The sequence below is a fragment of the Streptomyces violaceusniger Tu 4113 genome, from assembly GCF_000147815.2.
Taxonomy (GTDB): Bacteria; Actinomycetota; Actinomycetes; order Streptomycetales; family Streptomycetaceae; genus Streptomyces; species Streptomyces violaceusniger_A.
The window spans coordinates 1,501,278-1,525,412 of sequence record NC_015957.1 but is presented as its reverse complement, the minus strand read 5'-3'; the positions used below and the strand labels follow the sequence as shown (position 1 = coordinate 1,525,412).

Genomic DNA, 24,135 nt, shown 5'->3' with positions numbered 1-24,135 from the left:
AGCCATGACCACGCCCCTGGGCGAGGTGCTGGACGGCCGGCGAACGGCCGAGGTACACAAGGCGGCCCGGACGCTGTTGAAGGAGCCGCTGTTGCTGGCGCGGGGCCCGCACGCGGACGAGTTCCGGCTGGTGCGGCAGCACGCCTCGGAGCTGCGCGACTGGTTCGACCGCAACACCGGCTGGTCGCTGCGGGTGGATGCGGAGGCCGCCCGGCTGGCCCGGACGCCCGGCACCTTGGCCGATCCCACCCATCCGGCGCGCGAGGCGTCCCGTGGCCGCGTCGCGTTCACGCGCCGCCGGTATGTGCTGCTGTGTCTGGCGCTGGCCGCGCTGGAGCGGGGTGAGGCGCAGATCGCCCTGGGCCGCCTGGCCGAGCAGGTGGTGCTGGACGCCGCCGATCCCCACCTGGCCGCCGCCGGGGTGGAGTTCACCATGGAGCGCCGCGACGAACGCCTGGATCTGGCGGCGGTGGTGCGGCTGCTGCTGCGCTATGGAGTGTTGCGGCGGGTGGCCGGTGAGGAGGAGGCATACGTCAGCGGTAGCGGCGACGTGCTCTACGACGTGCAGCGGCGCGTCCTGGCCGGGCTGCTGGCCGCCCGCCGGGGTCCGTCGACGATCATCACCGAGGACTTCGAGGACCGGCTGGCCGAGCTGACCGCCGAGAGCGCGCTGGACAGCGACGAGCTCCGGTTCCGCGCGATCCGCCAGCGGCTGACCCGGAGGCTGCTGGACGACCCGGTGCTGTACTACGAGGAGCTGACCGACGAGGAACTCGTCTACCTGACCCGCCAACGCGCCTTCCTCACCGCCCGCATCACGGAACTGACCGGCCTGGTTCCCGAGGTGCGGGCCGAGGGCGTCGCCATGGTCGATCCGCACGACGATCTGACCGACGTACGAATGCCGGAGCAGGGCACGCACGGGCACGTCACCCTGCTGGTCGCCGAACACCTGGCGGCCATGGACGGCGGGGTGAGCCGCGCCGACCTCGAGCGCAAGGTTCAGGAGCTGGCCGCCGAACACGGTGCGTTCTGGTCGAAGAGCGCCAAACAGCCCGGCGCGGAGGCGGAGCTGGTCGGCCAGGCGCTGGAGAGGCTCACCGCGCTCGGCCTGGTCGCCGCCACCCCGAAGGGCATCGTCCCGCTGCCCGCGCTCGCGCGGTACGCGGTCGGCGAGACCGTCGTGACGGAACCGGGACAGGCTTCCTCCCGCACACCCCGTGTTCCTCGCACGCCCCACACACTCAAGCGAAAGGCACCGCAGTCGTGACCGCCCTGCCCGACCCGACACCCGGCCGGTGGCAGCCGCTGCGCATCGGCCTGGTCGACCTCTTCCATTACGACACGGAGGAGTTCTGGTTCCGTGACGGCCGCCTGCTGCTGCGCGGCAACAACGGCACCGGCAAGTCCAAGGTGCTCGCCCTGACCCTGCCTTTCCTCCTGGACGGCGACCTGTCCGCCCGCCGGGTGGAACCCGACGCCGACCCGGGCAAGCGCATGGAGTGGAACCTGCTGCTCGGCGGCCGGCACCCGCACCCGGAGCGGCTCGGCTACACCTGGATCGAATTCGGCCGCCGCGACCAGGACTCGGGCCAGGCGCACTTCCGCACGCTGCTGTGCGGGCTGAAAGCGGTAGCGGGCCGCGGCATCGCCCGCCACTGGTACGCGGTCACCGACCAGCGCGTCGGTGAGGAGCTGACCTTGCTCGACGCCACCGGCACCGCGCTGTCGCGGGATCGCCTGGCCGAGGCCGTCGCCGCACGCGGCATGGTCTACGACCAGGCGAAGGCGTACCGCCGGGCGGTCGACGAGGCGCTGTTCGGGCTCGGCGAGCGGCGCTACGCCGCCCTGGTCGACCTGCTCATCCAGCTGCGCCAGCCCCAGCTGTCCAAGCGCCCCAATGAGACGGCGCTGTCCCGCGCGCTGACCGAGGCGCTGCCGCCCATGGACCAGGCGGTGATCGCCGATGTGGCCGAGGCGTTCCGCTCCCTGGACGAGGAGAAGGAGGAACTGCGAGCGGCCGGTGAGGCCGAACGGGCCGCTTCCGCCTTCCTCGACCACTACCGCCGCTACGCCCGCGTGGCCACCCGTCGGCGGGCCCGGCTGCCGCGCAGCGAACACGCCCGCTACGAACAGCTGCACCGTGACCTGTCCCAGGCGCGGACCGATCGGGAGGAGGCCGAGCGGCAACGGGCGGAGGCCGCGGAGCGGATCGCCCAGCTGGAGGAGACGTCCGTGCGGCTGACGGCCCAGGACGCCGCGCTGCGCGCGGGTCCGGAGATGCGCAGCGCCCGGAAGCTGGAGCAGGCGGCGGCCGATGCGCGGCGCACCGCCGGCGAGCGGGCCCGAGCGGAGACGGACCGGGACCAGGCCGCCCAGGCGAACTCCCGCGCCCTCGGCCGCCTGACGGGCGCCGAAGGGCGGCTGGCAGCGGCCGAGCAGCAGGTCGGGAACACGCTGCGCCAGGCAGGGGAGACGGCCCGGGCGGCCCGGCTCGACGACGTGCTGGGGCCCCACGACGCGGTCCCGGAGGCGGAACTGCGCCACGCGGCCGAGGAGTCGGTGGCACGCCGGAGGCGGACCCTCGACCACGTGGAGGAGCTGGCCGCGGGGGCCGAACAGGCCGCCCGCGAACGGCGGGCCGCCGCCCGCCGCCTGGACGAGGCCCAGACCGAGGCCGCCCACACCGCCGAACGCCAGGCCCAGGCGGAGGCGTCCGCCACACAGGCGGGCCAAGACCTGGTGGGTGCCGTACGCGAACACCTCGACCGGTGCACGGAACTGGACCTTCCCGACCCGACGGGGCTCCTGGACGCTCTGCACGACTGGGGCACGCATCTGCACGGCCCCAGCCCCGCCCGGGAGCAGCCCGCGGCAGCCCACCGCGGGCAGGCCGCGGACCTGGCCGACCAGGCCGCCGCACTCGGCCACCGGCTGGCCGAACTGGCCGAGCGGTGCACCGCGGCCGAAAGGGAGCTGGCGGAGCTGGAGGCCGGTGGCCAGCACGGGCCGGAGGCACCCCGCACCCGCACCCCGGGCCTGCGCGACCGGACTCCCGGAGCGCCTCTGTGGAAGCTGATCGACTTCCACGACCACGTCACTCCGGACGAACGGGCGGGGCTGGAGGCCGCGTTGGAGGCGTCCGGGCTCCTGGACGCGTGGGTGTGCCCGGACGGCACCATGCTGGAGGCGAGCGGGCACGACGTGCTGCTGTCCCCGCTGCCTTCGCATGCGTCGCCGGCCGGCTCCGTGCTCGCCGACGCGCTGCGGCCCGCCGTCGACCACGGCGATCCCCGGGCCACGCAGGTCGGTGAACCGGCCGTGTCCGCTCTCCTGGCGGCCGTCGGTCTCGGGGATACCGGTGCACCCGGCACGTGGGTGGCGGCGGACGGTCACTTCCGCATCGGCGCGCTGACCGGCAGCTGGTCGAAGGAGGCGGCCGTGTACGTGGGTGAAGGCGCCCGCGAGGAAGCACGCCGCGCCCGGATCGGCACCCTGCGCGGCGAACTGGACGCCCTGGCCGCCAGCACGGCACGCCGTGAAGCCGAACGCGCCACGGTGGCCGCGCGCCGGCGCACCCTGGACGCCGAACTGGCCGCCGTCCCCGACGACGCCCCCCTGCGCCACGCCCACGCGGTGGCCGCCGCAGCGGCGGACGCCGCCCACCGGGCCCGCACCCGCCAGGAGGAACGCGCGGCCGAACTCACCGAGGCGGCCCGCCGCGAGGCCGAAGCGGCCACCGCACTCACCGAGACGGCCGACGCCGTGAACCTGCCCGCCGACCGACCGGCCCTCACGGCCGTCCGCCAGGCCCTGGCCGACCACACGGCCGCCCTCGCCGCCCTGTGGCCGGCCCTGCGCGACCGGGCCGAGGCGCGACGCGCTGTCGCCGACGAGCAGGCGGAAGCCGGCCGGACCGGGGAACGGGTGGCCGAACTGGACCAGCGTATGGCCGAGGCGGCCCGGCTCGCCGCCGCCGCGGACGAACACCACACCACTCTCCGCTCGACCGTCGGCGCGGCTGTCGCCGAGCTGGAGCGCCGTCTGGCCGAAACCGCGGGTGCCCTCGCCACATGCGAGCGGGACCAGAAGCAGGCCCGTCACGAGTACTCCGCCGCGGATCGCCGCGCCGGCCGCGCCGAGGGCCGTATCGAGCAGCTGGACAAGGACGTCCATGAAGCGGCGGCCACGCGCGCCGAGGCCATCGCCGCGCTCCAGCGGTTCGCGGCCACCGGCCTGCTGACCGTCGCTCTGCCCGAGGCTCCCGTACCGCCGCTGGACGGCGGATCCTGGGCCGCCACCCCGGCGATCGGGCTCGCCCGGGCGATCGAGGCGGCACTGTCGGGTACGGACGACTCCGAGGGCGCCTGGGAACGCGTGCAGAAGCGGCTCAGCGAGGAGTACAAGAAGCTCCAGGACGTCCTCTCCCGGGGCGGCCACAGCGCCACGGCGCGCATGACCGAGGACGGGATGATCGTCGACCTCGTCTACCAGGGCCACGGGCGGGCCGTGCCCGAACTGGCCGGGGCCCTGGCCACCGAGGTCCAGGAGCTGACCCGCATACTGTCGGCGCACGAACGCGAAATCCTGGAAACCCACCTGCTGACCGAGGTCGCCGGCACCCTGCAGGAGCTGATCGACACTGCCGAGCGCCAGGTACACGCCATGAACACCGAACTTGAGCAGCGGCCCACCTCCACCGGCATGAAGCTGCGCCTGATCTGGCGGCCCTCCCGCAAGGCACCGGCCGGACTGGCACAGGCGCGGGCACGGCTGCGCCAGTCCGCCGACGCCTGGGCGGCCGAGGACCGGGCGGCGGTCGGCGAGTTTCTGCAAGTCCAGATTGCCCGCGCGCAGGCCGAAAACGCCACAGGCAGCTGGCTGGAAGTGCTCACCACCGCGCTCGACTACCGCGCCTGGCACGAATTCGGCATCGAACGCCACCAGCACGGCACATGGGTGCCCGCCACCGGGCCCGCCTCCGGCGGCGAACGCGTCCTGGCCGTCTCCGTACCCCTGTTCGCCGCCGCCTCCGCTCACTACGCCACCGCCGCTCCACACGCCCCGCGCCTGGTCACCCTGGACGAAGCCTTCGCCGGCGTCGACGACGACTCCCGCGCCAAGTGCCTGGGCCTGCTCCACGCCTTCGACCTGGACGTGGTGATGACCAGCGAGCGTGAATGGGCCTGCTACCCGCAAGTGCCCGGCATCGCCATCGCGCAGCTCTCCCGCGTCGACGACATCGCCGCGGTCCTGGTGACCCGCTGGCAGTGGGACGGCGCCGAGCGGGCACGGGCCCCCGAACCCGACCGCCGCCTGGCGACGGTCCTCGCACCGGCACACTCCCCCGGAGAGCCCGAGCCCACCCCCACCGAGAACCCCGCACCCGGCCAGGACGCCCTGTGGGCCTGAGACGTGACGCAGGACCGCCCGTGGAGAGGAAAGGGAAGACCCTCACATGAGCGCACCCGACGCCCCCGCCGGGCACGTCGACCACGAGCGCCTCACCCGTCTCCTCGGCGATCCGGGCTGTGCCTGGCTGCTGGACCGGATACGCCGCCGCATGGAACGCGCCGAGCCACTCACCGGCTCGGTCATCCTGGCCGCGCCCACCGACGGCGAGCGGGCCGCCGTCGAGCGCCTGCTGGGCCGAGCCCCCGGCGGCGGGCGCTCGCTGAGCATCCGGCTCGACGCCGTCGACACCATCCTGCGCCGCTCCGGCATCAGCCCCGATGGCCTCGCCACCGCCGTCATCGCCCTCACCGGACCCGTCACCCTCCGCAGCGACGCACGCCGGCGGGAGGCGGACGCCTGGCACGACGCGTACACCCCGCTCACCGGTTTGTGCTCCGAGCGGCCCGAATTGACCGACTGGGGCGAGCACATACGCGTGAGCGGCCTCGTCCGCCGCCTCGCACGCGGCCCGGAGACCGCCCGGGCCCTGCTCACTTCCACCGCGACGGCGCTGCGGAGCCTGCCCACGGATCCGGCCGTCTCCCTCCCGGCCTTCGCCGCCCGCACCCTCGGCGATGCCCACGCCCTCGATGACGGCACCCCGCTCGCCACCCTCGTCCACTCCGGCATCCGCGCCCTGACCGGCTTCCCCGACGGCACCGGAGCCGAGTGGCGCCGCGAAGCATGGGCCTCCGCGGGCCTCCTCAAGGACGCCCTGTCCTCCACCGTCCTGACCCTGGGCCTACGCGGCACACCCGCGCTCGACTGGGCCACCGGCACCGGGGAACCCGCCGTGCTCACCCTGCGCCAGCTCACCCGCACCCCTCCCCGCACAACGCCCCCGGTGGTGCACATCTGCGAGAACCCGACCGTGCTCGCCACCGCGGCCGACACCTACGGCCCTGCCTGCCCACCCCTGATCTGTCTCCAGGGCCAGCCCTCGGCCGCCGCCCTCACCCTCCTGCGCCACCTGCACTCCCACCGGGCAAGGCTGCTCTACCACGGCGACTTCGACTGGGGCGGCATACGCATCGCCGCCGCCTTGCTGCAGCGCGTGCCCTGGCGCCCCTGGCGCTACACCACCGTCGACTACCGCGCCGCCGCCAGCAGAAGCCCCATGGCACCATCCCTGACGGGCACACCTGCCACCGCTCCCTGGGACCCGAACCTGCGGGCCGCCCTCAGCGAACTCGGCGTACGCATCGAGGAGGAAACCGTCCTCGACGATCTCCTGACCGACCTCGCACCCTGACAACTCACGGCCGCCTGGAGGATGCGCGGTAGCATAAGGGGCATCTCCGAGCCCACCCAGAAGTACTCGATCACGATGCCTCGGGACATCGCCGAAGCCGCTCGCGCTCGCAGCCGGCCGTCCGGCCTGTCCGCCTACGCCGCCGCGGCCGTGGCCCGCCAGATCGAGCGCGGCAACCTCAACAAGCCCGCGGAGGCTTGGGCGGCTGCACGGCTTCCGGCGCCTTCGCGTCCGCTGGGAACAGCGAGCCGACATCCACGAAGCGCTCCTGAAACTGGCCTGCTGCCTCATGACCCACCGGCAACTGAGCCAATGCCGTCAGCCGTTGTGATCCCGGTCGCCGTGGGCGGTCTTGGAGAAGCCGTCGTGCCAGGCGGCCTTCGCCCCGGAGTCCCCGATCCGGTGCACGTCCACGACTGCGCCCGCGGCCACCCCGACACACAGCACCGCCACCGCGACACGGACTAGCAGCGCATACCGCGACGCGACGGCCTGGGTCCGCTCTCCGGAGGCGGCCTCCGCCGCGGCCGACCTGCGGGCCGTCCACCAGATCACCGCCGCGAGGACCAACAAGGCCACAGCCCAGGGGAGCAACCCGTCGCCGAGTTCGGCGTGCCTGCGCACCAGGGCGTCGCTGTCCACGTGCTTTTCCAGCCACTCGCCGGCCCCCGTGGCCAGCGGCACACACGCCAGGGTCACCAATGCCAGGAGTGGCAGTGCAACGCCCATGCGCCGGGCGGCACTCGGCCATATGGCGCCGACCACGACCGCCAGTGCGCTCAGGGGAACGAGCACGACGACGAAGTGCACGATCAGGACGTGTGCGGGCAGACCGTTGACAACGGTGAGGCTCATCGGGTGTTTCCTCCAGAAAGCAACCGTGCGGAATCGACACACGCACGGTCTCCCCGTGCCGGCCGGTAGGGCGCGTCAGCCTGGCACAGAAAGTTCTCAGCTTCCTCTGAATCCGCGTCCTTCCGGAAGCACGCAGCGAGCCTCGGCACACCCCTCGGCCCGGCCCCGGTTACGCTCGCGAGCAGCCAGGCAACCACCCCGCAGCGGGCCTCAGCCAGAACGCCTCCGGCTCGCTCTCCGGATCAGCCCGGCCCAACCGACACCCGCGCCCAGCAACTCGTCGGCATTCGCGCCATTCGCCCGCCCGAGAAGGAAGCCCCTGGCGCTTTGGCCATCGAGATCGAACTCATTCGCCGGCGGCCGGAAGCGGCATCGTGCAGGCCACCACAGTGGTAATCGTGCTTCCACTGTGGTGTGGTTTCACTGTGTTGATCCAGCAAAGTGACCAGGTGGCCTGACCTCTCGATCGGCGCCGTCCGTCCCGCGTGCCGCTTCTGATCCGACCCGGACATCACCGAGCCTCGGCGCTGAGCGGGTGTTCGGCGGCCGGACCGGCGGGGCCGTCCATGAGGTTGGTGCGGGCCCGCCACCACGGCATTAGCTGGACGACGTCGAACGCCACCTCGACAACGAGAAAGAGCCACAGCAGCCGCGGGGCACCGTGGGCCATCGCATACGCCAGCCACGCGGCGAACAGCGTGCGCGCGACACCATCGAGGAGTCCGTGCAACGGCAGCGGCTTGACGATCCGCAGGACTGCCCAGACGACCACCACCGAACCCATCAGATTCGCATACAAGGTCTGCATCGGGTCACGGGCGGGCAGAACGCCCAGCCCGAGTGTGTCGCCCAGCGACGACAGTGCGGTGTGCAGCAGCGCGTAGGTCCACGGTGTGGCAAATCCCGCTGTGACCACGAGGTCGTACCAAGCACTCGCGCGGACGAGGCGGAGATAGGTGCGGCGAGAAGGGGCGAAAAGATGCATCACGACAAGGCTCCTGCTGGTCTCACGGCAGCGACGCCTCACCGTAAACAGTGGAGTACTCTCCAAGGTCAAGTCCGCGGTTCGGGGGGAGAGCCATGCGTATCGGAGAGCTGGCCACGCACGCGGGTATGACCAAGGACACCATTCGTTTCTACGAGAAGATCGGCCTCGTCGCAGGTCAGCGGCTGGCGAATGGTTATCGCGACTTCCCGGCGGAGACAGTGACTTGGCTGCATTACGTCCGCACCGCACAAACGCTCGGCTTCTCGCTGGCCGAGATCGCACAGCACGGGGAGAAATTGAGCGACGCGCCGGATGCCGCTGAGGCGTTGTCTGCGCTGTTGGAGGAGAAGATCCGGGTCATCGACACGCGTATGGCCGAGCTTGCCGTTCTGCGGGCCGATCTCGAAGAGCGCGTCGGCACCGGATGTCCCTTCCGGGTGGCTGACCGGGCCGGCTGAGCACCGAGCCTTTTACGGCCTGCCGATTCGTCGCCGAGGGCGTCGAGGCCCTGGCAACACCCCGGACCTCGCCGCAACAGCGGTCCTCGCCCCTCCGCCACCGCCGCACCGAGAGTCCGGAAGCCGGAGCCGGCCGACCGCAGACCGCCCGGCTTCCCCAGGCGGTCTGTCATCGCCCATCCGGGCGGCGCATGTTCCCAGCCATCCAGCCCGTCGGGCGGACCACGGCACGGAAGTGCAGAGCAGGTCGCGCCGTTGGTTCCCGACGGGTATGGATGGGCCGAAGCCCGGAGCGGTTTGACGCCATCAGGTGTCCGTGACGGCTGCCACACCTCGTCGAGCAGTCCGGGATCGACGTCTGCGGGCCGCGGCCGGTGGTCCCTTCGTCCGGCCAGTGCTGGGCGGAAATCGGCGGGCAGGGCGTTCGGGGTTGTCGGGTGCCCGGTGAGCAGGGAGAACGCCTTGACGTCGAAGCGGAATCCGTCCGGAGTGCGCTCGGTCCATAGGCCGCTGTTACGGGCGCTGGGCAGGGAGTAGTACGTGGCGTCGACCTCCACCACCGGGAACTGGGCAGCGTAGTGCCGCAGTCTCCCCTCCGCGTCGCGCAGCCCCGGCGGGTACCAACCGCTGGACAACCAGCGCGCGGTCCGTCCATGAACAGGTGCCGACCAGAATCTCGCCCATGCCCTGCCGACTACCCCGGGTCGGGGCGGGCGGCACCGTCGGGGAGGTCAACCAGCCTTGGGTTTTGGGCTGTTCGGGGTCAGTCGGGCGCTTCGGATGGGTTGTTGCCGCCTCGGCTCCAGGTTTCGAGGTCTCGTCGTTCGGGAAGCAGCCAACTTGGGAGCGCTCCCATCATATCCCGACACCCCCAAGGACGATGGAGGAAGATCGCGAAATGATTTGTCATGAACGCGGCAATTCCTTACGTTGGGCGTCTCGCGCCCTTGGTCTGCCGGCCGCGGCGCTGTTGTGCCTGATCCCGTGGTCCACCACCGCGAACGCCCATGGATCGGTCGTCGACCCAGCCTCCCGCAACTACGGGTGCTGGCTGCGCTGGGGAGACGACTTCCAGAACCCTGAGATGGCGAAGTTGGACCCCATGTGCTGGCAGGCATGGCAGGACAACCCGAACGCCATGTGGAACTGGAACGGGCTGTACCGCAACGGCTCCGCCGGTAACTTCCCGGCGGTGATCCCGGACGGGCAGTTGTGCAGCGGTGGCCACACCGAGGGCGGCCGCTACAACTCGCTGGACACACCGGGCGCCTGGCAGACGACGAACATCGGCGGCAAGTTCACCGTCAAGCTGTACGACCAGGCCAGCCACGGTGCGGACTACTTCAAGGTGTATGTGTCCCGTGAGGGGTACGACCCCACCACCCAGCCGCTCAAGTGGAGTGACCTGCAACTGGTCACCACGACCGGCAAGTACGCCCCCAGCCAGAACTACGCGATCGACGTCAGCACCTCCGGCTACACCGGTCGCCACGTCGTCTACACGATCTGGCAGGCGTCGCACATGGACCAGACGTACTTCCTGTGCAGTGACGTGAACTTCGGCTGAGCGGCGCCCCCAGCGGCTCAGGCACCCGCGCCACGACCCCGCCGGATGCGCCCTGTCCGGCGGGGTCAGATGAGGGGGCAGGGCAGGTCCGGGGCCCAGTGGTTGGGGGTGCAGGTGACCAGGGCCAGGGAGAGGAATGAGGTGCGGCCCAGGTAGAAGCCGAAGGAGACGTCCGTGCCGTGGGTCAGGCGGTCGGCGGCCGTGGTGACCAGGCGGGCCAGGCGGGCGGTGTCGGCTTCCTGGTGGGAGAGGAAGCCGGGGGCGTGTTCGGTCAGTTCGCGGCCCAGCCAGGCCGCCGCGTCCTTGGGCTCCTCGAAGGTGGCGCGGACGAGGGTGGGGGACTTCAGGAGCCAGAGGGACGTTTCCAGTGGGGGGAGCTCCGAGTGGCGGAAGGTTTCCAGGAGCGTGCGGTAGCGCTCCTGGTCCTCGCGGTGGTACTCCTCGTCCGCCGCCGTGGTGGGCGGGCGGGGGCGGTTGGGTGGGCGGCGGAGGGACTCCCGGTCGAAGAGCTCCTTCTCGCCCAGCCACGAGTACGCGTGGATGTGCACGCGTCAGGGGTTCCCCCCGGGGAGTTCCCGGAAGGCCCCTGATGGGGTGATGTCAGGGTGGGGTGCCGCCCTGCCGGGTGTTCTCTTACTTTGAGACGTCGATCTTCGCTACCGCGTCGTAGAACGACAGATGGTCCTTGATCTCCGCCACCTTCTCGATCGGCTGCGGGTACGCCCACACCACGTCCGGCCGGGGCTCCGCCTCGTCGCCTGCCGCGCCGCGGTAGGTCCAGTACGCGGCCTCGCCCTTGAAGGGGCAGGTGGTGTGGGAGTCGGTCGGCTGGAAGAGGGTCAGGTCCACGTCCTCCGGGGGGAGGTAGTAGCGGACCGGGAGACCGGTCTCGTGGACGAGCAGGGGGCGGCTCGACTCCGCGACGACGCGGCCGTCGATCGTCACCGTGACGTGCTGGGAGCCGTGCTCCACGTCCACGCGGTGTCCGCCGGTGCCGGTGGTCTGCGGGTGGGAAGCGGGGGTGGGCATCTCTTCCTGGCCTCCTCGGTATGGTCTTGTCTACGGGAACGTCCTCGGCGCCGCCGTCATTCCAGAGGCGCGCGTCATTCCGGAGGCGTTACGCCTCGCCCGTCTCGCGGGGCCAGGCCCGGCCATCCTGGCGCTCCACCTCGCGGTTGAAGCGGGTGAGGACGTCCTCGAGGCGGGCCACATCCTCGGAGGGCCACGACTCCAGCAGCCGGGACAGGTCGGTCTGCCGGCACGTCCGTTCCGCCGCCATGCGGTCGGCGCCCTGCGGGGTGATGCGGAGCTTGCGGGCCAGGCCGCCGTCGGGGTCCGCGATGCGTTCTACGAGACCGGCCCGGAGCAGGGCGCCGGTCTGCCGGTTGACGGTCGAGACGTCGAGCTGGAACGCGTCGGCCAACTGGCCGATGGACATCGCGCCCTCCACGTCGAGGCGGGAGAGGAGCAGATAGCCGGAGCGGTCCAGGCGGGTGGGGGTGCAGGATTCGGCGCCGAGGTTGGCTGGGGGAGCTGTGTGGGCTTCCTTGCCGGTGTCCGCTTTCGTGCTGGGCTTCCGGGGCTCCGCCTCGTGGGCCTCCGTCGCCTGGCACTTCCGTTCGCGGGGTGTCAGGACAGAACACCTGGCCACCAGCATGAGCTCGCGCTCCAGCCGCTCCAGCCGCCGATCCAGCACGATTCCTCCTCGTCTCCCCCGCGCCCCTCAATGGAAGTGTGCACGATACACGCCATGTGTAGGATGCACATCTCTCATCGTTCCACTTATCGCACATCTCTCGAAATCTCTTTGGAGGCGGCATTCGCATGCCCCAGTCAGCCCCACCTCGCCTCGCGGAACCTCTGAGCGCCGCGCCCTCCGGCACGCCGCTCCCGCGGGAGGTCGGCGGTGGCTTCGTGGCGGTGCTCGCGTTCTGCGGTATCGCCGTGTCCGTCATGCAGACGCTGGTCGTTCCGCTGGTCACCGAGCTGCCCCAGCTACTGCATACCACCAGTTCCAACGCGTCCTGGGTGGTCACCGCCACCCTGCTCGCCGGCGCCGTCTCCACCCCGGTCATGGGCCGGCTCGGGGACATGTTCGGCAAGCGCCGGATGCTGATGGTCGCGTTGGCGCTGATGGTCATCGGCTCGCTGACCTGCGCCGTCACCTCCGACCTGGTGGTGATGGTGATCGGCCGGGCCATCCAGGGCGGGGCCATGGGGGCCATCCCGCTCGGCATCAGCATCATGCGCGACGAGCTGCCGCCGCAGAAGCTGGGCTCGGCGATGGCTCTGATGAGCTCGTCGCTGGGCATCGGCGGCGCGCTGGGGATGCCCGCCGCCGCGTTCGTGGCGCAGCACACGAGCTGGCATGTGCTGTTCTACGGGGCCGCCGGCCTGGGCGTGATATCGATCGCCCTGGTACTCGCCGTCATCCCGGAGTCCGCCGTCCGCACCCCCAGCCGCTTCGACGTCATCGGCGCGCTCGGGCTGACGGCCGGACTCGTCTGTCTGCTGCTGCCCATCACCAAGGGCGGTGACTGGGGCTGGACGAGCGGCACCAGTCTCGGGCTGTTCGGCGCGGCCGTGGTGATCCTGCTCCTGTGGGGCGTCTTCGAGCTGCGCACCGCCGAGCCGCTGGTCGATCTGCGGACCACGGCTCGGCGTCAGGTGCTGCTGACCAACCTCACCTCGATCATGGTCGGCTTCTCGTTCTACGCGATGTCGCTGATCCTTCCGCAGTTGCTGCAGCTCCCGAAGGCCACCGGTTACGGCCTGGGCCAGTCGATGGTCATGGCGGGGCTCTACTTCGCCCCCATGGGCGTGGCGATGATGCTGGTCTCGCCGCTGTCCGCGCGGATCAACGCCGCGAAGGGGCCGAAGGTCTCGCTGGTCCTCGGGCTGATCGTGATCGGCGCGACGTACGGCGCGGGCCTGATGATGATGGACTACATCTGGCAGATCGTGGTGCTGTCCACCGCGCTCGGCGTCGGCATCGGCATCGCGTACTCGGCCATGCCCACGCTCATCGTCAGCGCCGTTCCGGCCGCCGAGACGGGGGCGGCGAACGGGCTCAACACCCTCATGCGGTCCATCGGCATGTCCACCTCCAGCGCGGTGGTGGGCGTGATCCTGGCGCACCAGACGACCGATTTCGGCGGGGTGGCGCTGCCGAGCAAGGACGGGTTCCAGACGTCGTTCCTGGTGGCGTGCGCGGCCTCGGTCGGCGGACTGCTGATCGCCCTGTTCCTGCCCGCGCGGCGGCGCGCCGGGCTGGCGGGCTCGGCTCCCGTGGCCACCTCGGCCCCCGCGACCGCGACCGCGGCGGACTCCGCCCCGATAGCCGACTCCGCACCCGTGGCCGCCCCCGCGCTCGTGGGCGCCCCGGCCGCCGTCGCCACCTCGGCCGCGACAGAGACCGCGGCAGAGGTCGGGGGTGTCGCCTACGCCGAGTACGGGGCGGAGGACATGCCCGCCCTCACCGGCAGCGTCATCCACGGCCGGGTCCTCGGCCCCGGCGACACCCCGCTCGCCGACGCCGCCATCACCCTCATCGACACCGGCGGCCGTCAGCTCGGCCGTACGGTCACCGGCCGCGACGGCCGGTACCGCGTGCCCGCCCCGGACACCGCGAGCGTCGTCCTCATCGGCTCGGCCACCGGGTACCAACCGCAGGCCGCCACGCTGCTGGTGACGGACCTGCCGGTGGTCTGCGATCTGCGGCTGTCCGGCGGGGGCGGGCTGACCGGGTCCGTACGGGCCGTCGGCGGGGAGCCGCTGGCCGGTGCGACCGCCACGGCCACCGGGCCCGAGGGCGACGTGGCGGCGTCCGCGACCGCCGACGAGAAGGGCGAGTTCGCGCTGCCGGAGCTGGCCCCGGGGACGTACACGCTGACCGTGGCCGCCGCCGGACACCGGCCGTACGCCACCCAGGTGGAACTCACCGTCGGTGAGCCGGTGCGGGTGGACGCGGAGCTGGCGCCGGCGGCCCGGGTCCGCGGCACCGTACGGGACCGGGGCGGCCGACCGCTCGGGGACACCCGGGTCTCGCTGCTGGACGCGTCCGGTGACGTGGTCGGCCAAGTCATCACCGGTGACGACGGGTCCTTCGGCTTCGAGGCGCTCACCGGCGATCACTACACGGTGGTGGCCAGCGGCTACGCCCCGGCGACCCGCCAGATCACGGTCGGCGGCGCGGCGGGCACCGAGCGGCGGGATGTGGACTTCCTGCTGGGTCACGGCGAGGAGTGAGACGGCCCCGTCTCGGGCCCGGAGCTTGAGGCGGCCCGCCTCCGGCCCCGAGCTTGAGGCGACCCCGCCTCCGCACGGAACTTGAGGCGGTCCGTCCCCGGCCCCGGAGCTAGCGGCGACCCCGTCGTCTCAACCGGGCCCCGGAGCTAGCGGCGGCCCCGTCGTCTCAAGCTCCGGGGCCCCCGCTGAAGGCTCTACGCGACGACGGCAGGCCGTCAGGCGACGGCAGGCCCGTCAGGTCAGCGGCGTCCAGAGGGAAGGAGCAGCGCCCCCGGGCGCTGCTCCTTCTTATTCCTCCCGCTCATTCCTCCTCCTCGGGGAGGCTCTCCCACGCCTCGCCCTTCCGGTACAGCTCGTAGCCCTCCTCGTCCGCGATGGACTCCGCCTGGGCACGGCTGCGCACGGAGATCTCATACGTGTGGCTGTCGACGGTCGCGTGGACGCCCGAGCCGTCGGTGACCGTCTCGATCGCATGCGTCTCGTAGATGACGCGTCCCGGCTCGCATTTGCTCCAGACCACATGCATGCTCACTGCCATCGGACCCACTCCCGCGCAGACGAGTCCCCTGGGTTCAGGGTCTCACCTGAGCGCCTGGTCCACCTGGCTTGACGTGGCCCCATGGCCTGAGGAGGCCCCCGTCCGGCCGGACGCCGCGACGGCCCCCCGGCTGCCGAAGAGCGCCATGTTCGCCAGGGCGAGGACCGCCAGCGCGCCCCCGAACCACATCACGCTGGGGGCCGCGATCACGTCCGCCGCCCGGCCGCCGAGCAGTGCGCCCAGCCCTATCGCCACGTTGAAGACCCCGACGAACAGCGCCGACGCCGCCTCCCGCGCGTCCGGCGCCGCGCGCAGCGCCCAGGTCTGGCAGGTCACCGACACCCCGCCGTACGCCAGGCCCCACACCAGCAGCAGTACGGCCGCCCCCGCCGTCGTGGCACCGGCGACCGGGATCAGCAGCTCGGCCGCCGCGAGCAGGGTGAAGATGACCATGAGGGTGCGGCGTGGATCGCGGTGGGCGGTGGTGCCGGCCAGGAAGTTCCCGGCGATGCCCGCCACGCCGTACGCCAGCAGCAGCATGCTGATCAGGCCCGTTCCGACCCCGGCGACGTCCTCGAGCACCGGGCGGACGTAGGTGTAGGCCCCGAAGTGGCCGGTGACCAGCAGCAGTGTGGTGATGAGGCCGGTCCGCAGCCGGACGTTGCGGAACAGCCCGGGCACCTCGCGCAGCCAAATCGTCCCGGCCATGGGCAACGGCGGCAGGGGGACGGCCATGGCGGCGGCCACGGCCGGCGACAGCGCGGCGATGGCGGCGAACGCGACCCGCCAGTGGACCAGATCGCCGAGGAGCGTCCCGGTCGGCACCCCGAGCACCGAGGCCACCGCGATACCGCTGAAGATCAGCGTGGTGGCGTGGCCCGTGGACCGCTCGGGCACCAGCCGCACCGCGAGCCCGCCCGCGATCGACCACACCCCGCCGATGCTCACCCCGACCAGCACCCGGGCGAACAGCAGGACGGCGAAGCCGGACGCGAACGCGGACAGCAGATTGGCCACGGCCAGCAGCCCCATCAGACCGCACAGCACCAGCCGCCGGTCGAAGCGGCCGACGGTGACGGTGAGCAACGGGGCGGCGAACGCGGCGACCAGCCCGGGCACGGTCATGGCCAGGCCCGCCGTACCGTCCGAGACGCCGAGCGCGGAGCCGATCGATGTCAGCAGGCCGACCGGCAGCATCTCGGTGGTGACCACCGAGAAGGTGCCGACCGCGACGGCGGCGACGGCGAGCCAGGCCCTGAGCGGCGAGCGCACCACCGGAGGTGACCCGGATGTGCCTGCCGGAGCGGTGAGTTCCGTGCTATTGGACATGCCTTGAGCGAACTGCTGTGCCCCTGCGGGAACAACACCCTGGCCTCGTCGGCCTCCCCCGCCCCGTTACCGCGCCGCGGCCACCTCGCCGCCCCGCGCCACCTCTGCCGCCTCACCCCACCTCGGCCTCCCCGCTACCCCACATCCCTGCGCATGCACACCCGTGGCCAGCGGTCCAGCCCGTGGCCCGCCTCGCAGCGCCGGATCTCCCGGAGGCCGGGGGTCAGCTCGGCCTCGGCCAGGGTCCGGAAGCCGCAGCGTGCGGCGTAGTACGGGGCGTTCCAGGCCACGTCGACGAAGGTGGTCAGGGTGAGCGCGGGGACGCCGTCGTCGGCGGCCCGTACCGCGATGTGGTCGATCAGGGCCCGGCCCACGCCACGGCGGGCGCTGTCGGGGTGGACCGAGATCTGCTCGATGTGGACGTTTCCGTCCACGGGGTCGGTGATCAGATACGCCATCGCCCGGTCGGCGTCGTCCACCGCGACCCAGGCCCGTCCGGCCCGCTGGTAGCGGCTCAGCTCCTCCAGGCTCAGGGGCTCGTCATCGGCGACTTCGTCCATCCCGACGTCCCGGAAGCAGAGTCCGGCGGCGCGCTCTATGTCCTGGAGGACGGGGAGCTCTTCACTGGTGCTCGTTCGAATCCGCACCCCACCATCATCCTCCGGAACGCCGGAACAAAGGTGTGCCCCCCACCGCCGTGGAGAGCACCCTTCGGCCGTTCCTTCGTTCCTTCATATGAAGGCATATGAACGCCACCGGACCGAGGTCACCCCAATGACCTCGGCCTTCTCCGTTGGCGATGATCAAGAACCTACCAAGAACACTGATTCGAGGGGAGGTTGAGGGGGCCACGAGGTCTCACGCGGTTTCGCGAGATCTCATCTGGCCTCACGCCTCACGCGGCCCCACGAGGTCCCATCCGGCCTCACGCCTCACGCCTCACGCGGCCCCACGAGGTCCCATCCGGCCTCACGCCTCACGCGGCCCCACGCGTCCTCATGCCTCGGCCTCGGCCGCGCCCTCGGCGATCGCCTCCTCGACCTCGCCCGTGCGCGCCGCCTCCTCCGCCGCGAAGCGCCGTTCGTCCAGCCGCTCGGCGAGTTCCTCATCCTGGCTCATCAGCAGGTCGAGGTTGCTGTCGCCCAGCTCCAGCACGCCCATGTCGACGTACGCCCGCTGGAGCCGCTCGCCCCACAGCCCGATGTCCTTCACACAGGGGACGATCCGGCTGAACAGCAGCTTGCGGAACATATGCAGGAACGGCGACTGCTCGCAGTACTCCTCGGCCTCGGCCTTCGGGATGCCGAAGTTCTCCAGGACCTCCACCCCGCGCAGCCGGTCGCGCATCAGGTAGCAGCCCTCGATGACGAACTCCTCGCGCTCCCGCAGCTCCGCGTCGCTCAACTGCCGGTAGTAGTCGCGCAGGGCCATCCGGCCGAAGGCGACATGGCGGGCCTCGTCCTGCATGACGTAGGCGAGGATCTGCTGGGGCAGCGGCTTGTCGGTGGTGTCGCGGATGAGGCCGAACGCGGCGAGCGCCAGGCCCTCGATGAGCACCTGCATGCCCAGATAGGCCATGTCCCAGCGGGAGTCGCGGAGGGTGTCGCCGAGGAGGGTCCGCAGATCGGTGTTGATGGGGTAGAACGTGCCGAGCTTGTCGTGCAGGAAGCGGCTGTAGAGCTCGGCGTGGCGCGCCTCGTCCATGGTCTGGGTGGCGGAGTAGAACTTCGCGTCGAGGTCGGGCGCGGCCTCGACGATCCGGGCCGCGCACACCATCGCGCCCTGTTCGCCGTGGAGGAACTGGCTGAACTGCCAGGCGGCGACGTGATGCCGCAGCTCGCCCTTGTCCCGTTCGGTCATCCGGTCCCAGTGGCGGGTGCCGTAGAGGGCGAGCGACTCATCGGGGGTGCCCAGGGGGTCGTTCGGATCCACCTCCAGGCCCCAGTCGATGCGCTTGGCCGCGTCCCACTGCTTGTCCTTGCCCTTCTGGTAGAGGGCGAGCAGCCGGGCCCGGTGGTCGTCGTACTCCCAGTTGAATCGGGCGGCGCCACCGGCGGGCACCTGCCACAGGGGGTCCCCGGGATCCATCGCGTAGAGCTCTTGCGTCGACACCGACGCCTCCTTCGCCTCGCTCCCCCGTGAACGGATGCGTACTCGGCAGGCTCACATGACCGTTACTCGCCGGTCAATAAGACCTCCTCAAGGGATTGACGCCGTTGCTGACACAGAGTCTCATAAGAGATATCCACCGGTAACCCATCCCACCGGCGTTTGTCCGAGCCACCAGTGAGGTGCCCTCAGCGATGACCACCACGACCGAACCCCCCGCGCTCCGGGACGCGCTCGGGCTGATCAAGGACCGCGAACGGGTCGCGGAGCGACTGCTCGAGTCCTCCGCCAGGCACTCCTTCGACCCCGACACCGAACTCGACTGGGACGCGCCGTTCGAGCCCGGCAAGTGGTTCTGGCCACCGGAGCTGGTCTCGCTCTACGACACCCCCATGTGGCGGCGGATGCCCGAGGAGCAGCGGCAACTGCTGGCCCGGCACGAGGCGGCGGCGCTCGCCTCCCTGGGCATATGGTTCGAGATCATCCTCATCCAGCTCATGACCCGGCACATCTACGACAAGCCCGCGACCAGCGCCCATGTGCGGTACGCGCTCACCGAGATCGCCGACGAATGCCGCCACTCCAAGATGTTCGCGCGGCTGATCACCAAGAGCGGCACCCCGGCCTATCCGGTCACCCGGCTCCACCACAATCTGGGCCGGATCTTCAAGGCGATCTCCACCACGCCCGGTTCGTTCACCGCGACCCTCCTCGGTGAGGAGATCCTGGACTGGATGCAGCGGCTGACCTTCCCCGACGAGCGCGTGCAGCCGCTGGTGCGCGGGGTGACCCGGATCCATGTGGTCGAGGAGGCGCGCCATGTGCGGTACGCACGCGAGGAGCTGCGCCGCCAGATGCTGCGGGCGCCGCGCTGGGAGGCGGAGCTGACCCGGATCGGGTCGGGCGAGTTCTCCCGGATCTTCTCGCAGGCGTTCATCAACCCCAAGGTCTATTCGGACGTGGGGCTCGACCGGCGCGCGGCCGTCGCTCAAGTGCGGGCCAGCGCCCATCGCCGTGAGGTGATGCGCAGCGGCGCCGGCAAGCTGACCGAATTCCTCGACGACGTCGGGGTGATGCGGGGCGTGGGCCGCCGACTGTGGAAGAGCTCGGGGCTCCTGGCCTAGGGCCGGGCCCAAGGCGGTGCGGGGCCGGGACCCGAGGGGATACCGCCTCGGGCCCCAAGGCGGCCCCGGGCCGGGACCCACGAGGGGCCACCGAGGTGGACGGTGATGGACTCGTCGTCGCCTCCGCCCGACATCGGGCCGGGACCAAGGGGGCATCCGCTTCGTCACGATGGCCGGTTACGCTGCCAGGCATGACGACAGGCAGCGGCACCGCTTCGGCGCCCCCGGAGGCGACACCCCCGGCGGAGGCGAGCGCCGCCGCACGCCCGGCGGCGGAACCCCCGGCCACCGCCCGCCCGCCGGCCGCCCGGCGGGGGAGCTACCGCAGGCTGAGCGTCGAGGCGCGGCGGGCCGAACTCCTCACCGCCGCGCTCGGCCTCTTCGCCCACCGCGCGCCCGAGGACGTGTCGCTGGACGATGTGGCCTTGGCCGCCGGTGCCTCCCGTCCGCTGGTCTACCGCTACTTCCCGGGCGGTAAGCAGCAGTTGTACGAGGCGGCGCTGCGCAGCGCCGCCGATGAGCTGGAACTGTGCTTCGCGGAGCCCAGGAGCGGTCCGCTCAGCCGCCGGCTGAGCCGGGTGCTGGACCGCTATCTGGCCTTCGTGGACAAGCACGACGCGGGGTTCAGCGCGCTGTTGCAGAGCGGCAGCGTGGTCGAGACCTCGCGGACGAACGCGATCGTGGACGAGGTGCGGCGGGCGGCGGCCGAGGAGATTCTGCTCCATCTGGCGGTCAAGGAGCCCGGTGCGCGGCTGCGGATGATGGTGCGCACCTGGATCACGGCCGTCGAGGCGGCCTCGTTGATCTGGCTGGACGAGGAGAAGCAGCCGCCGGTGGAGGAGCTCCGCGACTGGCTGGTGGACCAGTTCGTGGCGATGCTGACCGCCACCGCGACCACCGATCCGCAGGCGGCCCGGGTGATACGGGCCGCGCTCATCATGGAGCCCGCCGAGGGCCTGGTGGGGCGGCTGGCACGCCGTGTTGTGCCCGCGCTGGGCGAGGCGTCGCATCTGCTGTGACGGGTGCGATCGGTGACAGCCGTGATGGATGCGGTGGGTGACCGCTGTGACGGGGACGATCGGTGACTGCTGTGGGGGGCGCGGCCGGTGACGGCCGGGGCGCGGGCGATGCTGTGAGACTGGTGCGGTGAGAAGCGAGGAGACGCCCTTTGTGGGCGGGCCGCTGGACGGCCGGGTGCTGCCGGTGCTGGTCGGCCTCACCGGCCAGCCGCCGAAGACCTACGAGGTGCCGGTGGAGAACGAGGCGGGCGCACCGCCGACGGTGCATGTCTACCGCAGGGTTCCGGCCGCCACGTCCAAGCGGCTGGGCCTGGTCCGGGGCTGGGCCTATGAGTACGACCCGGAGGGAAAACCGGGCGGCGGGCTGAAGTGGCCGTGGTCCAAGCCGAGCTGACGGCCCGCCGGACGGGTGACCATATTCACCCGACTCGCCCACAATTCTCCTGAAGATACGAACGTCATGCCACGATCCTGCTGAGCTGGACGCCGAACAGAGGCGTCAGTGAGCCGGAGGTGATCACGTGTCAGGAAGGATCGTGGGCTCGGTCTGGGCGGCGGCGATCACGGCGACCGCCGCGCTGGTACCCGCCGTTCCGGCGGCGACGGCGACGGCCGCCCCCTCCCGCCCCGCCGACCGGTCCGTGTCCGAGCTGCTGACGCAGCTCAAGACGCTGTACCGGAAGGCCGAGGAGGCGACGGAGACGTACAACGCGACCGAGGAGAAGCTGCGCAAGCAGCGCACCAGAACCAGGGAGCTCACGACCGAGCTCATGCACGCCCGTACGGAGCTCGCCGACAGCCACGACGACGCGGGACGGCTGGCCCGCCAGCAGTACCAGGGCCACAGCACGCTCTCCTCCTACACCTTTCTGCTGACCCTGCTCACCCCCCACCCGGAGAGCGCCGCCGACGAGGCCCGTGAGCTGGAGCGGGCGGCGGGCCGCGAGGCCGCCCTGATGCAGCGGCTGACCAGGGGCGAGCGGCACGCCGACACCATCGCCACCCGGGCCCGGACCGCGCTGGACAAACAGCTCTCCCTGACGGCGAAACGAAAGAAACAGCGGGACAAGGTGGAGAAAAAGCTCCACTCCATCGAGAAGCTGCTCGCCGCGCTCAGCGCCCGCCAGATCGCCCAGGTGGCGCAGCGCGAGCGCCAGGAGACCGCGAAGGCGCAGCGCAAACTGCTCGGCTCCGGGGCGCTCGGCCCCGCGAACGGCGCCTCGCCGGACGCCCCCGCCACAGACGGCGGCACCCGCACCACCCCGGCCCCGGCCCCGGCCCCCGGAAGCGGACGGGCCACCCCCGCGGGCACCCCCGCCCCGGGCACCCCCGCCCCGGTCGCCACCGTCACCGCGCCCGGCCCGCGCCCGGCCCCCGGCCGCCCCGGAACGGCGACCGCGGAGGCCGGGAAGCGGGCGCTCACCTATGCGCTGAACCAGATCGGCAAGCCGTACGTCTGGGGCGCCGAGGGGCCGAACTCCTTCGACTGCTCGGGGCTGACCTCCTCCGCCTGGGCGTATGCCGGGCGGCTCATTCCGCGCACCAGCCAGGAGCAGTGGCGCCAACTTCCACGGGTGCCGCTCAACAAGCTGCGCCCCGGCGATTTGGTGATCTACTACAAGGGTGCGAGCCATGTGGCGATGTACGCGGGCAACGGCCAGGTGGTCCAGGCGCCGCGCCCCGGCCAGCGGGTGAAGCTCTCCCCGCTCGCCTCCAATCCGCTGCACGGCGCGGTGCGCCCGGGTCCGGCCACCGTGGCCAAGCGCTGAGCGCCCCGGCGACGCCGGTGTCAGCCGACGTACCGGCCCGCCCTGGCCTCGGCCCCGGCCCGGTCGTCGGCCCCGGCCTCCTCACAGACCTCAGCTCCCCCACAGGCCCCGGCTTCACCCTCCGCGGCCTCGGCCTCTTTCCTGACCTCGTCCAGATAGGCGGCCGTCTTCTCCGGCTCGTAGAAGAAGTTCTCGAAGTCGGAGGGGTCGTCGAAGCCATTGGCGATGCGGTGGGCGACGGCGGGGAAGGCGGCCCCCGCCCCGAGGAGGTCCACGATGTACTCCGGCGGCGGGCCCAGCATCGCGTTGGTCCACTTGGTGACGTGCCGTGCGGACTCCCAGTAGCGGTCGAAGGTCGTCCGCATCCACTCCTCGTCGAACGGCCGGTCGCCGTGCTCGACGATGCTCTCCAGATAGGCCGCCGCGCACTTGGCCGCCGAATTGGCGCCCTGCCCGGTGATCGGGTCGTTGGCCACCACCACATCGGCGACGCCCAGGACCAGCCCGCCGCCCGGCAGCCGCGCGACCGGGTTGCGCACGGTCGGGGCGTACCCCCCGGACAGCGTGCCGCCCGCGTCCGTCAGCTCGACCTTGGTGGCGCGCGCGTACTCCCAGGGCGTGAACCGCTCCATCAGCTCCAGGACGCGCGCCAGATGCTCCGAGGGGTCGGTGATGCCCTGGAAGGCGTCGACCGGACCGCCCGGGACGCCCTCCCAGAAGAGGATGTCGGCGCGGCCGGTGGTGGTGAGCGCGGGCATCACGAACAGCTCGCCGACGCCGGGGACGAGATTGCAGCGCACCGCCTCGATGCCGGGGTGTTCGGGGCGCGGGCCGAGCCCGTGCACATAGGCCACCGCGAGGGCGCGCCGCGGAGTGTCGTACGGGGAGCGGGCGGCGTCCCGGCCGAAGAGCGAGACCAGTTCGCCCTTGCCCGCGGCCACCAGCGCCAGGTCGTACTTTCTGTCGAGGACGTCCAGGTCGGAGACGGCGGCGCCGTGGACGACCACCTGGCCGCCGCGCTGCTCGAACGTCTCCATCCAGCCGGCCATCTTGATCCGCTGGTCGACGGACTGGGCGTGGCCGTCCAGCCGGCCGACCCAGTCGATGACCCGCGGATGGGCCTGGCCCTCGGAAGCCGGCGGCCCGGCGACGGAGACCCCGAGGCCCTCGACCCGCGGCGCCCGCTCCTCCCAGAAGTTGAGCTCCAGATCGCGCTCATGGCCCAGCGCGGTGTGGAACATGCACTGGGTGGACATCACCCGTCCGCCGCGGATCTCATCGGACGTCCGGTTGGACATCAGCGTGATCTCGTAGCCCTTGGACTGCAGGCCGAGAGCGAGTTGGAGGCCGGACTGACCGGCACCCACGATGAGTATCTTCCGCATGGCTGTCGACTCTCCCTCAAGCTCGGACCGGTAAAGGGAA

20 protein-coding genes and 3 pseudogenes are annotated in these 24,135 nt (G+C 71.6%); 12 read left to right on the top strand and 11 right to left on the bottom strand.

Annotation, left to right across the window (positions count from 1 at the left end; translation table 11 throughout):
• Positions 1-4: 4 nt before the first annotated feature.
• The 5 genes and pseudogenes from STRVI_RS06865 to STRVI_RS50470 form a co-directional block, all read left to right on the top strand.
• Positions 5-1,270 (top strand): TIGR02678 family protein, encoded by a 1,266-nt coding sequence (locus STRVI_RS06865; protein ID WP_014054898.1) that lies wholly within the window; start codon positions 5-7, stop codon positions 1,268-1,270.
• Positions 1,267-5,412: a TIGR02680 family protein gene (locus STRVI_RS06860; RefSeq protein WP_014054897.1), complete on the top strand. Its 4,146-nt coding sequence runs from the start codon at positions 1,267-1,269 to the stop codon at positions 5,410-5,412. Before STRVI_RS06865 ends, STRVI_RS06860 begins: the two co-directional genes overlap by 4 nt.
• Positions 5,413-5,458: 46 nt before the next feature.
• Entirely contained in the window at positions 5,459-6,706 is a 1,248-nt protein-coding gene (locus STRVI_RS06855; RefSeq protein WP_014054896.1) for a TIGR02679 family protein, read from the top strand.
• Between the two features lie 42 nt (positions 6,707-6,748).
• Positions 6,749-6,892: pseudogene (locus STRVI_RS54070) on the top strand (CopG family transcriptional regulator); the annotation flags it as partial.
• 4 nt (positions 6,893-6,896) lie between these two features.
• Positions 6,897-7,037, top strand: a pseudogene (locus tag STRVI_RS50470) (IS5/IS1182 family transposase); the annotation flags it as partial.
• Here the strand turns inward: STRVI_RS50470 and STRVI_RS06850 are convergent.
• Together STRVI_RS06850 and STRVI_RS06845 are read right to left on the bottom strand one after the other, a co-directional pair.
• Positions 7,025-7,561 (bottom strand): DUF2231 domain-containing protein, encoded by a 537-nt coding sequence (locus STRVI_RS06850; RefSeq protein ID WP_014054895.1) that lies wholly within the window; start codon positions 7,559-7,561, stop codon positions 7,025-7,027. The pseudogene STRVI_RS50470 and the gene STRVI_RS06850 sit on opposite strands and share 13 nt — an antisense overlap.
• 511 nt (positions 7,562-8,072) lie before the next feature.
• Positions 8,073-8,546, bottom strand: coding sequence for a hypothetical protein (locus tag STRVI_RS06845; RefSeq protein ID WP_014054894.1), 474 nt, complete (start codon positions 8,544-8,546; stop codon positions 8,073-8,075).
• Positions 8,547-8,641: 95 nt separating this feature from the next.
• Between STRVI_RS06845 and STRVI_RS06840 the strand changes: the two genes are divergently transcribed.
• Positions 8,642-9,007, top strand: a complete 366-nt coding sequence (locus STRVI_RS06840; RefSeq protein WP_014054893.1) for a MerR family transcriptional regulator — start codon at positions 8,642-8,644, stop codon at positions 9,005-9,007.
• 287 nt (positions 9,008-9,294) lie between these two features.
• On the opposite strand, the pseudogene STRVI_RS47535 reads toward STRVI_RS06840, so the two are convergent.
• Positions 9,295-9,691 (bottom strand): annotated as a pseudogene (locus STRVI_RS47535) (DUF72 domain-containing protein); the annotation flags it as partial.
• A 214-nt stretch (positions 9,692-9,905) separates the two neighbouring features.
• On the opposite strand from STRVI_RS47535, the gene STRVI_RS06835 reads away from it, so the two are divergent.
• Positions 9,906-10,574 (top strand): lytic polysaccharide monooxygenase auxiliary activity family 9 protein, encoded by a 669-nt coding sequence (locus tag STRVI_RS06835; RefSeq protein ID WP_014054892.1) that lies wholly within the window; start codon positions 9,906-9,908, stop codon positions 10,572-10,574.
• Between the two features lie 65 nt (positions 10,575-10,639).
• On the opposite strand, the gene STRVI_RS06830 is transcribed toward STRVI_RS06835, so the two are convergent.
• The 3 genes from STRVI_RS06830 to STRVI_RS06820 all read right to left on the bottom strand — a co-directional run bounded on the left by STRVI_RS06830 (position 10,640) and on the right by STRVI_RS06820 (position 12,270).
• Positions 10,640-11,122, bottom strand: coding sequence for a hypothetical protein (locus tag STRVI_RS06830; protein WP_014054891.1), 483 nt, complete (start codon positions 11,120-11,122; stop codon positions 10,640-10,642).
• A gap of 85 nt (positions 11,123-11,207) precedes the next feature.
• A complete protein-coding gene (locus tag STRVI_RS06825) occupies positions 11,208-11,603 on the bottom strand; it encodes a DUF427 domain-containing protein (RefSeq protein ID WP_014054890.1) in 396 nt (131 codons plus the stop codon).
• An 88-nt stretch (positions 11,604-11,691) separates the two neighbouring features.
• Positions 11,692-12,270, bottom strand: coding sequence for a MarR family winged helix-turn-helix transcriptional regulator (locus STRVI_RS06820; protein WP_014054889.1), 579 nt, complete (start codon positions 12,268-12,270; stop codon positions 11,692-11,694).
• 128 nt (positions 12,271-12,398) lie between these two features.
• On the opposite strand from STRVI_RS06820, the gene STRVI_RS06815 reads away from it, so the two are divergent.
• Positions 12,399-14,822, top strand: a complete 2,424-nt coding sequence (locus STRVI_RS06815) for an MFS transporter (protein ID WP_014054888.1) — start codon at positions 12,399-12,401, stop codon at positions 14,820-14,822.
• A 301-nt stretch (positions 14,823-15,123) separates the two neighbouring features.
• Here the strand turns inward: STRVI_RS06815 and STRVI_RS06810 are convergent, their stop codons facing one another.
• The 4 genes from STRVI_RS06810 to STRVI_RS06795 form a co-directional block, all read right to left on the bottom strand.
• A complete protein-coding gene (locus tag STRVI_RS06810; protein WP_014054887.1) occupies positions 15,124-15,360 on the bottom strand; it encodes a hypothetical protein in 237 nt (78 codons plus the stop codon).
• A gap of 42 nt (positions 15,361-15,402) precedes the next feature.
• Positions 15,403-16,689, bottom strand: coding sequence for an MFS transporter (locus tag STRVI_RS06805; protein WP_014054886.1), 1,287 nt, complete (start codon positions 16,687-16,689; stop codon positions 15,403-15,405).
• A 134-nt stretch (positions 16,690-16,823) separates the two neighbouring features.
• Positions 16,824-17,336: a GNAT family N-acetyltransferase gene (locus tag STRVI_RS06800; protein ID WP_014054885.1), complete on the bottom strand. Its 513-nt coding sequence runs from the start codon at positions 17,334-17,336 to the stop codon at positions 16,824-16,826.
• A 349-nt stretch (positions 17,337-17,685) separates the two neighbouring features.
• Entirely contained in the window at positions 17,686-18,801 is a 1,116-nt protein-coding gene (locus STRVI_RS06795; RefSeq protein WP_014054884.1) for a ferritin-like domain-containing protein, read from the bottom strand.
• 191 nt (positions 18,802-18,992) lie between these two features.
• On the opposite strand from STRVI_RS06795, the gene STRVI_RS06790 reads away from it, so the two are divergent.
• The 4 genes from STRVI_RS06790 to STRVI_RS06775 all read left to right on the top strand — a co-directional run bounded on the left by STRVI_RS06790 (position 18,993) and on the right by STRVI_RS06775 (position 22,710).
• A complete protein-coding gene (locus tag STRVI_RS06790; RefSeq protein ID WP_014054883.1) occupies positions 18,993-19,922 on the top strand; it encodes an AurF N-oxygenase family protein in 930 nt (309 codons plus the stop codon).
• A gap of 191 nt (positions 19,923-20,113) precedes the next feature.
• The gene (locus STRVI_RS06785; protein WP_014054882.1) at positions 20,114-20,941 is read left to right on the top strand and encodes a TetR/AcrR family transcriptional regulator; all 828 of its coding nucleotides are present in this window, start codon (positions 20,114-20,116) and stop codon (positions 20,939-20,941) included.
• Positions 20,942-21,068: 127 nt separating this feature from the next.
• Positions 21,069-21,335 (top strand): hypothetical protein, encoded by a 267-nt coding sequence (locus STRVI_RS06780; protein ID WP_014054881.1) that lies wholly within the window; start codon positions 21,069-21,071, stop codon positions 21,333-21,335.
• 127 nt (positions 21,336-21,462) lie between these two features.
• Positions 21,463-22,710, top strand: coding sequence for a C40 family peptidase (locus STRVI_RS06775; protein ID WP_014054880.1), 1,248 nt, complete (start codon positions 21,463-21,465; stop codon positions 22,708-22,710).
• Positions 22,711-22,730: 20 nt separating this feature from the next.
• On the opposite strand, the gene STRVI_RS06770 is transcribed toward STRVI_RS06775, so the two are convergent.
• Positions 22,731-24,095, bottom strand: coding sequence for a styrene monooxygenase/indole monooxygenase family protein (locus STRVI_RS06770; protein WP_014054879.1), 1,365 nt, complete (start codon positions 24,093-24,095; stop codon positions 22,731-22,733).
• Positions 24,096-24,135: the final 40 nt, after the last annotated feature.

Excerpts from the sequence above, each read along its gene's own strand:
- STRVI_RS06865 (WP_014054898.1), top strand. The coding sequence starts at position 5 with ATGACCACGCCCCTGGGCGAGGTGCTGGACGGCCGGCGAACGGCCGAG.
- STRVI_RS06855 (WP_014054896.1), top strand. The coding sequence starts at position 5,459 with ATGAGCGCACCCGACGCCCCCGCCGGGCACGTCGACCACGAGCGCCTC.
- STRVI_RS06850 (WP_014054895.1), bottom strand. The coding sequence starts at position 7,561 with ATGAGCCTCACCGTTGTCAACGGTCTGCCCGCACACGTCCTGATCGTG.
- STRVI_RS06845 (WP_014054894.1), bottom strand. The coding sequence starts at position 8,546 with ATGCATCTTTTCGCCCCTTCTCGCCGCACCTATCTCCGCCTCGTCCGC.
- STRVI_RS06840 (WP_014054893.1), top strand. The coding sequence starts at position 8,642 with ATGCGTATCGGAGAGCTGGCCACGCACGCGGGTATGACCAAGGACACC.
- STRVI_RS06835 (WP_014054892.1), top strand. The coding sequence starts at position 9,906 with ATGATTTGTCATGAACGCGGCAATTCCTTACGTTGGGCGTCTCGCGCC.
- STRVI_RS06825 (WP_014054890.1), bottom strand. The coding sequence starts at position 11,603 with ATGCCCACCCCCGCTTCCCACCCGCAGACCACCGGCACCGGCGGACAC.
- STRVI_RS06815 (WP_014054888.1), top strand. The coding sequence starts at position 12,399 with ATGCCCCAGTCAGCCCCACCTCGCCTCGCGGAACCTCTGAGCGCCGCG.
- STRVI_RS06810 (WP_014054887.1), bottom strand. The coding sequence starts at position 15,360 with ATGGCAGTGAGCATGCATGTGGTCTGGAGCAAATGCGAGCCGGGACGC.
- STRVI_RS06805 (WP_014054886.1), bottom strand. The coding sequence starts at position 16,689 with ATGTCCAATAGCACGGAACTCACCGCTCCGGCAGGCACATCCGGGTCA.
- STRVI_RS06790 (WP_014054883.1), top strand. The coding sequence starts at position 18,993 with ATGACCACCACGACCGAACCCCCCGCGCTCCGGGACGCGCTCGGGCTG.
- STRVI_RS06785 (WP_014054882.1), top strand. The coding sequence starts at position 20,114 with ATGACGACAGGCAGCGGCACCGCTTCGGCGCCCCCGGAGGCGACACCC.
- STRVI_RS06770 (WP_014054879.1), bottom strand. The coding sequence starts at position 24,095 with ATGCGGAAGATACTCATCGTGGGTGCCGGTCAGTCCGGCCTCCAACTC.